This is a genomic window from Dietzia sp. SYD-A1 (assembly GCF_015356725.1).
Taxonomy (GTDB): Bacteria; Actinomycetota; Actinomycetes; order Mycobacteriales; family Mycobacteriaceae; genus Dietzia.
On the sequence record NZ_JADDKI010000094.1, the window covers coordinates 1 to 9600 of the forward strand.

General features: G+C 69.9%; 9 protein-coding genes, 2 pseudogenes and 1 riboswitch. Of the genes and pseudogenes, 8 read left to right on the plus strand and 3 right to left on the minus strand.

Annotation, left to right across the window (positions count from 1 at the left end):
- Positions 1-64: 64 nt before the first annotated feature.
- The 5 genes from IY392_RS04730 (at position 65) to IY392_RS04750 (ending at position 3159) form a co-directional block, all read left to right on the plus strand.
- Complete coding sequence (locus IY392_RS04730; RefSeq protein WP_194860646.1) at positions 65-619, plus strand: helix-turn-helix transcriptional regulator; 555 nt, start codon at positions 65-67, stop codon at positions 617-619.
- Entirely contained in the window at positions 616-1728 is a 1113-nt protein-coding gene (locus IY392_RS04735) for a serine hydrolase (protein WP_228549033.1), read from the plus strand. The genes IY392_RS04730 and IY392_RS04735 overlap by 4 nt, the downstream gene beginning before the upstream one ends.
- Positions 1725-2072, plus strand: a complete 348-nt coding sequence (locus tag IY392_RS04740; protein WP_194860647.1) for a hypothetical protein — start codon at positions 1725-1727, stop codon at positions 2070-2072. Before IY392_RS04735 ends, IY392_RS04740 begins: the two co-directional genes overlap by 4 nt.
- Before the next feature lie 82 nt (positions 2073-2154).
- Complete coding sequence (locus tag IY392_RS04745; protein WP_228549035.1) at positions 2155-2712, plus strand: CAP domain-containing protein; 558 nt, start codon at positions 2155-2157, stop codon at positions 2710-2712.
- Between the two features lie 117 nt (positions 2713-2829).
- A complete protein-coding gene (locus tag IY392_RS04750; protein WP_182613527.1) occupies positions 2830-3159 on the plus strand; it encodes a hypothetical protein in 330 nt (109 codons plus the stop codon).
- 313 nt (positions 3160-3472) lie between these two features.
- Here the strand turns inward: IY392_RS04750 and IY392_RS04755 are convergent, their stop codons facing one another.
- From IY392_RS04755 to IY392_RS04765, 3 genes and pseudogenes are all read right to left on the minus strand, one after another.
- Positions 3473-4873, minus strand: a complete 1401-nt coding sequence (locus tag IY392_RS04755; RefSeq protein ID WP_194860649.1) for an LLM class flavin-dependent oxidoreductase — start codon at positions 4871-4873, stop codon at positions 3473-3475.
- 55 nt (positions 4874-4928) lie between these two features.
- Positions 4929-5022: riboswitch (TPP riboswitch) on the minus strand.
- A gap of 162 nt (positions 5023-5184) precedes the next feature.
- Positions 5185-5832 (minus strand): annotated as a pseudogene (locus tag IY392_RS04760) (NAD(P)H-dependent oxidoreductase); the annotation flags it as partial.
- 15 nt (positions 5833-5847) lie between these two features.
- Complete coding sequence (locus IY392_RS04765; protein WP_228549034.1) at positions 5848-6435, minus strand: TetR/AcrR family transcriptional regulator; 588 nt, start codon at positions 6433-6435, stop codon at positions 5848-5850.
- 99 nt (positions 6436-6534) lie between these two features.
- Here IY392_RS04765 and IY392_RS04770 point away from each other — a divergent pair.
- From IY392_RS04770 to efeO, 3 genes and pseudogenes are all read left to right on the plus strand, one after another.
- Positions 6535-7205 (plus strand): annotated as a pseudogene (locus tag IY392_RS04770) (class I SAM-dependent methyltransferase).
- Positions 7206-7314: 109 nt separating this feature from the next.
- The gene (gene efeU / locus IY392_RS04775; RefSeq protein WP_194860650.1) at positions 7315-8268 is read left to right on the plus strand and encodes an iron uptake transporter permease EfeU; all 954 of its coding nucleotides are present in this window, start codon (positions 7315-7317) and stop codon (positions 8266-8268) included.
- On the plus strand, positions 8265-9455 hold the full coding sequence (gene efeO, locus IY392_RS04780) for an iron uptake system protein EfeO (RefSeq protein WP_309234007.1): 1191 nt from the start codon (positions 8265-8267) through the stop codon (positions 9453-9455). Before efeU ends, efeO begins: the two co-directional genes overlap by 4 nt.
- The last annotated feature ends 145 nt before the right edge of the window (positions 9456-9600 follow it).

Sequence of the window (9600 nt, forward strand, 5' to 3'; positions counted from 1 at the left end):
GTACGAGCACTGTGCGCCGACACCGGTATTGCAAAAAGTACGTAATGGCTATAATTTCTACGGCATGGCTGACATCGACCGCATCGAGGTGTTGGAGCGTCGCGTGGCCGCGCTCGAGGCGCACAGTGCTCGTACCGGGCACAGCGCGGGCGCCGGGCAGAACACCCGCACCGGGCACAGCGCGGGCACCACGGCGCCGGAGCGGGCCGCCGACGACGACACGTTCTGGGCACTCGAGGGCCTGCGGTCCCGCACGTCCGACCCCGGAGCGGTGATGATGGTCGGCAGCGTGCGGACCCCGAAGGGGTATGAGGCCCGGTGGCAGATGGCCGAGCAGGCGGACGACCTGTTCGCCTCGGACTTCGCCGACCGGGCGGAGTCGCTGTCCGCGCTCGCACATCCCGTGCGGCTGCGGATCGTCCAGCGGATCCTGTCCGATGCCGACACGGTGCAGGACCTCGTGGCGACCGGGGAGTTCGGCACCAGCGGGCAGATCTACCATCACCTGCGGCAGCTGTCCTCCCACGGGTGGCTGCGCGCGGCCGGAAGTGGCCGCTACGAGGTGCCCGCGGCCCGCGTCGTCCCGCTGTTGACGATCCTGCTGGGGGTGGACCGATGAGAATTGCACCAGGCCGGGCAGCGGTGGTCGTGGTGGTGGCCTTCGGGGTCGTGGGTGCCGTGCTGGCGACGCTGCTCCGGCCCGGCGTGGGATCGATCGACGGGGACACGCCGACGGAAGGCGACGCCCGGCTGGCCGCCGCGGTGCTGGAGGAGGTCCCCTCTCCCGGTGTGTTCGCCCTCTCCGTTGCCGAGGTGACCCCGCAGGGCACGCGCATCGCCACCGTCGGCGCCCCGCTGGACGGGACCTTCGAGATCGGCTCGGTCACCAAACCGGTCACCGGGATGCTGCTCGCCGACGCCGTGGATCGCGGGGAACTGTCCCCCGACACCACGCTGGGCGAGATCGTCGACATGGGCGAGACAGCGAGCGCTGCCATCACCGTCGGCGAACTCGCGCGGCACGGTTCGGGACTGCCCCGGCTGCCCTTCTCGCTGCGGGGGCTGGTGGACTCCTACCGCTGGCTGCTGTTCGCCCGGAACCCCTACCGCGACTCACCCGCCGACGTGGTGGAGGACGTGCGCTCGTCCTCCGTGGGGGACAAGGATCCGGAGTACTCGAACCTGGGCTTCGCCGTCCTGGGTCACGCGCTGGCCGAGGTCAGCGGCCACGACTACCCGGAACTGGTCCGGACGCGGTTGGCGGAACCCCTGGGCCTGGAGAACTTCCACGTCCCCGCCCCGGGCCAGGGCGGTGCGGCCCCCAACGCCGTCCAAGGGCGTGAGTCCTCCGGCCGGGCCCAGCAGGCGTGGGACGACGCCGGCTACGCGCCGGCCGGTGGCATCCGGGCCGACGCCGCGTCGATGGCGACACTGCTCGACGCTCTCCTGGCGGAAACCGCGCCCGGAGCGGCGGCGCTGCAGCCGGTCACCGACTACGACGACGACAACCGCATCGGCGCCGGATGGTTCACCACCGAGTGGGACGGTCGGGAGATCACCTGGCACAACGGGCAGACCGGCGGGTTCGCCACGTGGGTCGGACTGGACCGGGCGCGAGGGACCGCGATCTTCCTCTCCGGGGCGACGACCCGGGACCTCGCTCCGGCAGGTCAGCAGCTCCTGCGGCGGGCGGGCCAGGGCGACGACGAGTCCGGAGGCGGCCGATGAACGCGGTGCTCATCGTCGTCATCCTCTTCTACCTCGGCGCCATGGCCGAACTCCTCGCCGCCATCGCCCGCAGTCGGGACCGGCGCAGGGTGCTATTGGCCGCTCTGGCCGTGGTGTTCACCCTGGTCGCGGCCCGGGCCCTGCTCCCGGTGACCGTGGTGACCGTCTGGGGTTGGGTCGCCGCCGTCACGGCCTACGCCGCCGTGGGAGGTCTGGCGTTCCTGCGGGCACGACAGCTCCCGTGGATCGACCCCGACGCATCGCGACGGGACCTCACCGGGTCCGCGATCTGGCTCGTCGTTCTCCTGGCGTTGACCACACCCACTCTGCGGTCGCTCCTCTGACCACCTGGGGTATGTGGAACGCAGACCCGTTCGGCCCGTCGTGCATCGGCCACCATCGGTAGATTCGGACCGGGTGATCAGGATGAAGAATCGGGCAGTCTCGAGGGGCGCGGCCGCGTCACTGCTTCTGGTGGCTTCGATGTCGGTGGTCGGCTGTGCGGAGTGGGGCGACGCGGTGACTCTGGAACTCCCGTCGGGTGACTCGTGGAGTCGGGCTGAGGTCGAACCCCCGGCAGATCCGTCGCCGGTGGAAGAGCGGACGAACGCGAAGCGGGGCGAGAACGGCATTCCGACACTGGACGCCAGCGAGAAGCTCCGAGACAGTGCCTGCGCGAAAGCGGACGACATGATCGCGAGGGACTACTGGGGGCACCACGCGCCCGATGGCAGTGGCGATCCGTTCGTGTTCATCCGTGAGGCCGGCGTCGACTACTCTACGGCTGCAGAGAACTTGTTCTACTCGACTCCGGGCGGGCCCGATCCGGTCGACAGCTGGATGCAGAGCCCAGGTCACAGGGAGAACATCGTCAACCCGGACTTCACCAGGGTGGGCGTCTGCGTGCGGACGGCGGCGTACCAGGGCCTCCCGGAGGCGCATCTCTATGTCCAGCACTTCGCTACTCCGCTATCGGAGAGGTAGCCGACGCCCGAGCGCTGTCACCCCCGGAGGCCTAGAGTGACATCGTGAACCAGGAGATAGTCCACGACGACGCGACCGGCAGGCTCGTGGATGCCGCCGGCACGGACCCTCGCATCGATGTCTGACGCCTCTGAGCTGCGGCGGGACCTCGACGAGGCACAGGACCGTTTCGAGCAGTATCGGGCGTCCGTGACCACGATGTTCGACGAGCGCGCTGCCGGCGAGCTGTCGCGTGCCCTCGAGGTGGTCCTCCCCGACCTGGCCTTCTACGAAGGGCAGGCCGTCGCCGCGGCGGTGGCGCTCGAGTACCTCGCCGTCGACCCGTCCTGCGTGCCGAAGGTGCTCGCCGATGAGCTCGTGGAACAGCAGGCCGCGCGACGCAGTAGAGAGTTCCTGGCGGGTGTCGCCACGGTGCTCGCCCGAGTGAACCAGCACGTGCCGAGGTGAGCCGCGGCGGCGATCGTGCCCGCGGCAGCCTGATCCACGCGATATCGGGTGTCGCACGTCTGGGAGCAGTCGCACGACTGGAAGCAACGGTTCACATCGCCCAGTCGACCCGGTCCGCCATCCGCGTCAGGCGTTCTCGTCGGGTCGGATCGGTCGGGCCGCGGCCTCACCGACCTCCTCCACGGTCAGGACGGGCGAGGTCATCGAACCTCGAGACGGTGGCTGAGCGGATCGATCCACCCTCACCTCGCCCGCCGCCCACGCGGGCCAGTCTGCCAGCTCGGGTCCTCACCGGGCGCGTGCTTCTCGCACCTCACCCTCGACGAAAGGCCGCCCCGCGGTGTGATTCCGGCAGCCGGTCGCCTTCGCCGAACATCCGGGCGCGGAGGGTGCCGGGTTCCGCCGCTCGCGGATACAGTCCGCGGTGCTGGAGCACAGGGATGAGGAACTCGACGACGTCCTCCCAGGTCCCGGGGTTGAGCGCATAGGCCAGGTTGAAGCCGTCGACATCCGTCTCCGCCATGAGGTGCTCCAGGGCGTCGGCCACGGTGTCCCCCGACCCCACCACCACGGGGCCGCCCGTCGCATTGAACCGGGCGCTGTCCCGCAACGTCCACCGGCCGCCCGGGTCAGCGGCGCCCGAGAGGCTCGACACCGTGGTCTGGATGGCATCGGTGGCGACCGGGTCCAGCGGTGCGTCTAGATCTTCCCGGGAGAGGTCGATTCCCGACCAGCCCGAGTTGAGGACCAGATTCCCCGTCTCGGAGGCGTAGGAGAAGACGTCGCGATACTTCGCGGCGGCCGCCGCGTCGGTCTGGTCGACGACGATCGTGAGCAGCGCATAGACGCGTGCGGCGTCCCGCCCTCGCCCCGCCGCCTCCAGTCCCTCGCGGATCCGACCGACCTGCTCACGGGTCTGCGCGAGAGTCGGGGACGCGACGAAGATCGCCTCCGCGTTCTCGGTGGCGAAGCGGACTCCCCGCTCGGAGGCGCCGGCCTGATAGATGACCGGGGTCCGCTGTGCAGAGGGCTCCGACAGATGAATCCCCGGAACCGTGAAGTACGTCCCGTGGTGGTCGATCGGGTGCACCTTCGCCGGGTCGACGAAGGTGTCCCGCTCCGCGTCGAGCACCACCGCGTCGTCCTCCCAGGATCCCTCCCACAATTTGTAGAGGACCTCCAGGTACTCGTCCGCCCGGTCGTAGCGCTCATCGTGGGAGAGCTGGTCGTCCTGGCCCAGATTCCGCGCCGCGCTGGTGAGATACCCCGTGACCACGTTCCACCCCACCCGGCCCCGGGTGAGGTGATCGAGCGTCGACATCCGCCGGGCGAAGGTGTACGGGTGCTCGGCCGACGTGCTCGCGGTGATGCCGAAGCCGAGATGCTCCGTGACGGCCGCCATCGCGCTCACCAGCATCATCGGGTCGTTCATCGGGATCTTGGCCGCAGTCCGCAGGGCCGCATCGGCGCTACCGCCGTAGACGTCGTAGGGCCCGAGTGCGTCCGCGAGGAAGATGCCGTCGAACAGCCCCTCCTCCAGGAGCCGGGCCAGACGGGTCCAGTGCGTGAGGTCGCGATAGTCCCGGGAGCGGTCCGCGGGATGCCGCCAGAGCCCCGGGAGCTGGTGGCCCACCCCGTTGACGGCGAAGGCGTTGAAGCGGATCCTCCGTGGGTGCCGTGGCGCATCGTGAGGGGCGTGGTGTGGCGTGGTCATCGTTCTCCCGGCGCTGGTCGTGGAGGGGGACCACCTCACGAGTCCGAGCGGCCGGTGGACGCATCGACGACATCCCTACGCGAGTATGAACTCGATCAGGTTCGCTCGGGTGTGATCTCAGCCCGTGGCGGGCACCCCGTGTCACGGCTCAGCCTACTCGCGCCGCTGTGCGCGAGGTGGATGCCGAGGTCGGTGCGGCCGGGCAGAAGGTCCTCCCGTAGGGCGCGGGTACCGCGGTAATCCCCGTCCCGGAGGCGACGGAAAGCCGCGACGGGCTCGGTGTCGATACCGTCCAGCCGGGTGCGCAGCCGATGGGCCTGCGCCTCCACGTCCGCACCGGACAGCCCGTCGGCGTCGTAGACGACGTGCAGGTCCAGTACCTCGATCCCGGTGTACCAGAGGACCCCGTGGGTCACGGGGAAGAGCAGGGTCTCGATATCGCCGCTCACGCCACGACGCCCTATCGAGCGCTCGTCCTCCCCGGCGGTCACCACGATGAGGGCCTTGCGACCGGCCAGCCCGCCGTCTCCGTAGCGACGGGGTACGCCGAGCTCGGGGTCGAGGTCGCCGTGGGCGAAACCGGTCGTCATCACCCGGTCGAACCATCCCTTCAGGATGGCCGGCGGCCCGTACCACCACAGCGGGAACTGGAAGACGACGAGCTCGGCCGCCGCGATCTTGGCCTGCTCGGCCCGGACGTCGTCGGGAAGGCGGCCCGTGGCGTAGGCGTCAGCGGACAGCTCGACGATCGATCTCGATCGGCCCTCCGGCTCGCCGAGGTCGCGATCGGACAACACGGGGTCGAAGCCCTGCGCGTACAGGTCCGAGGTCTCCACCGTGTACCGCGCGGACAGCGACTCGGTGCCGGTCCGGAAGAGGTGCTCGTTGAGAGAGCCCGGTCGAGGGTGGGCGTACACCCAGAGGGCCGTGCGGGGTTCGGGCGGGTGCGTGATGGTCATGAGCTGCCTTTCGATTCAGTCTCGGGACGTGACGGACACGATGACTCTGGCGAGCACCTCGTGGGCGTGGGTCGTGGTGATCGAGCCGGTGGTCGCGGCCCGGGCGAGGGAATCGCCGGCGCCGAGGATCGCTACCAGATCCGCGGCCTCTATCTCTCCGGCGAACGGGGTCAGCGCCCGGCGGTACTTGGCGAGGAACTGCTCCTCGGCCTCCTGGCGGACCTCGTCCAACGTCGGCGACCCGGCGAGTGCGGAGACGACGTCGGCCAACTCCCGGCCCTCGGCCACGCAGCAGTCGATGTACGCCGCTGCCACGACCTCCGCCACGTCATCGAGCTCGGTCCCTGCGCTCTCGAGCGCGGCGTCGAGTACCTCGTGCTGGCGGGCCTCGAACTCCCGGTACAGCTCGGCGAGCAGACCGCTCCTGTCGCCGAAGTGGTCGTAGACCACCGGTTTGGTGACGCCTGCGCGCTCCGCCACCCGTCCGAGGGTGAGGGTGTCGGTCCCCGCCTCGCGAATGAGCGCTCGAGCCTCCGCGAGGAGCTGGGCGCGGCGCTCCTCTCTGGACATCCGACGGCGCGCGATCGCTCGTGCATCGACCATGACAGCTCCTCGACAGAGTGGTTACTATTCGTAGGTTACTAACAGTAGCCTGCTCGATCGCATCGCGCGACCCCGTTGCGGGCGGCGCCCCGGCCGACCATCCTCGACCCCGTGGAGGACACGGCTGACCGACGGCACGAGGCGATCCGAGAGGCGTACTCGGCACGGGCGCTGGAGTACGCGGACCTCTTCGGGTCCATGGAGGCGACTCATCCCTCCGACCGGGCGCTGGTGGGCTCGTGGGCCGCCACCCTGACGGGACCTGTGCTCGATGTGGGATGTGGTCCCGGGCACTGGTCGGGCTTCCTGGCCGGGAACGGGGTGGAGGTCAGCGGCATCGACCCGGTTCGGCGGTTCGTCGACCTGGCTCGCCGCCGCCACCCGCATCTGCCCTTCGAGGTCGGTCGGACGCCCTCGACGTCCCGACGGGCTCCCTCGGCGGGGTGCTCTCCTGGTACTCGCTCATCCACCACCATCCGCGTCACATCAGGGTGTCGTTGGCGGAATTCGCGCGGGTGCTCCGGCCCGGCGGCAGCGTGGCGGTGGGCTTCTTCGAAGGAGTGGGAGGCCAATTCGACCACGCGGTCACGACCGCCTACCGATGGCCGGTGGCCGAACTCTCCCGGGAGCTGGTCGCGGTCGGATTCGAGGTGCTCGAGACGCACACCCGGACGGCGGGCACCCACAGGCCCCACGGCGCGATCGTGGCACGCAGGACGCGCGACCGATGTGTCCCGGGCCTCATTGCGCGTCGCCTGATCGAGGAGTAGAACTTCTTTCGCGGGAAGAGTAGGTAAGGCACTGCTAAGGTGCCGTCTCGATCTCGCCGCCGGACCGCGCCGTGCGACCCGGGGACCCCGATCAGAACCCAGGTCAGCCGTGTTCCTCGCCAACTTCCTCATCGCCCTCCGTGAAGGACTCGAGGCCGCCCTCATCGTGGGCGTCCTCGTCGCCTACCTCGTCAAGGTGGGCCGCCGGGATCTCCTCCCGCGGCTCTGGGCCGGCGTCGCAGTAGCGGCTCTGATCCCCTTGACCGCGGGCGCGTTCATGACCTGGGGCCCGTACACCATGACCTTCGCCGCCCAGGAGGTGCTGGGCGGCACCCTCAGTCTCCTCGCCGTGGCGCTGATCACCTGGATGGTCCTCTGGATGGGCAGGCACGCCGCCGATCAGAAGGCCGGACTGGAATCCTCGATGGCCGGCGCGGTGGACGGGAGCGGCCGCGGCATCGTGTGGATCGCACTGATCGCGGTCGGCCGGGAGTCACTCGAGACCGCGATGTTCGTCTGGGCCACGACCCGCTCCACCATGGCGACCTCCGCGGTGGTCCCCGCCGTCGCAGTGCTCTGCGGCCTCGCCGCCGCCGCTGTGCTCGGGGCGGGCGTCTACGCGGGGGCCGTGCGGATCGACATCGGTGCGTTCTTCCGCTGGAGCGGGGTCTTCCTCATCGTCGTGGCCGCGGGCATCGTCTCCTACGGCCTCGGCGACCTGCAGGAGGCCTCCGTTCTGCCCGGGTGGGGCGCCTGGGCCTACGACCTCTCCCACCTGGTGCCCACCTCCGGAATCGGGCTCGTCGTGTACACGCTCGCGGTGGCGATCGTGAACGTCAACCTCATGCCCACCTGGCTCCAGGTCCTCGGGTGGGCGGCCTACCTCGTCGTCGTCCTGCCCCTGTTCCTCCGCGCCTCACGGCGTCGGCCGCGCCGGGCTGCGGTCGACGTCACGGGCTCCGTCACGTCATCAGGCTCCGTCGCGTCATCAGGCGCTGTCACCTCCACAGAGGCTGACGCAGACCACACCGTTCCCGCCGACAAGAAAGCCATCACACCGTGAACCGCACCGTCTTCCGCACACCCGTCCTCGCGCTCCCGTTGGGCCTCGGCGCCGCCATGGCGGTCCTCGCCGGGTGCACCGCCAACACCGCGTCCTCCGGGCCGGGCGGCGCGGAGCCCCTGGAGGTGACGATCAACGGCGCGCAGTGCGAGGTCTCGGCCGCGGAGGTCCCGTCGGGGACGGCCCGCTTCACGCTGGTCAACGCGGGAACCGAACCCAACGAGTTCGAGATCCTGGCCGACGACAAGCTCCGGATCGTGGGGGAGCGGGAGAATCTCGGCCCCGGAACGACCACGGACTTCACCGTCGTGCTCGAGCCCGGTACCTACTACACCGCCTGCAAGCCCAACATGGTCGGCGAGGTCACGGGCGTCGCGGAGTTCACCGTGACGGACTCCGGCGAGGAGATCGAGGTCTCCGAGGACGAGCAGGCCCTGCGTGACGAGGCGGTGGTGGCCTACACCGCCTACGTCCGGGATCAGGTCGGAGCTCTTCTCACGCGCACCGAGGAGTTCACCACCGCGTACACCGAGGGCGATCGCGACCTGGCCCGCTACCTGTACCCCCGGGCCCGCATGCACTACGAACGAATCGAGCCCACCGCCGAGGCCTTCGGCGACATCGACCCGGCGATCGACCTCCGTGAGGCCGACTCGCAGGAGCTGGGCGGCGAGTGGACCGGCTGGCACGTGCTCGAGAAGGACCTGTGGTTGCCCGCCGGGCAGCGCGCGCTCTCCCCGGAGGAGGGTCGGGAGATGGCCGATGCCCTGAACCGCGAGACCCGGAAGCTGTACGACCTGGTGTACGCCGAGGACTTCACGATCAGTCTCGACGAGATCTCCAACGGCGCCATCGCGCTGCTCGAGGAGGTGGCGACCACCAAGATCACGGGCGAGGAGGAGATCTTCTCGCACACGGACCTCTATGACATCCAGGCCAACCTCGAAGGGGCGTCGGTGGCCTTTGGAACGGTCCGCGACCTCGCCGAACAGAAGGACCCCGAGTTGGTCGCCGAGATCGACTCGCGTGTCGACTCCCTCGCCTCCACCCTCGACGGCTACCGCGGCGGAGGCGACGGGTTCGTGCCGTTCACCGACCTCGACGCCGCCGAGCGCAAGCAGCTCTCGGATGCCGTCAACGCCCTGCGCCGGCCACTGGCGACGCTCACGGAGGTCGTGGTCGGCTGACATGGATGACAGAGACGTGCACGGGCCCTCCGGCCACCATCCCCCGGGCGGCGACGCGAACCCGGGCGGCGCCACAGAACCGGGCAGCGCCACAGACCCGGGAGGCACTGCGACCCGGGGGTTCACCCGCCGCGCGGTGCTGGTC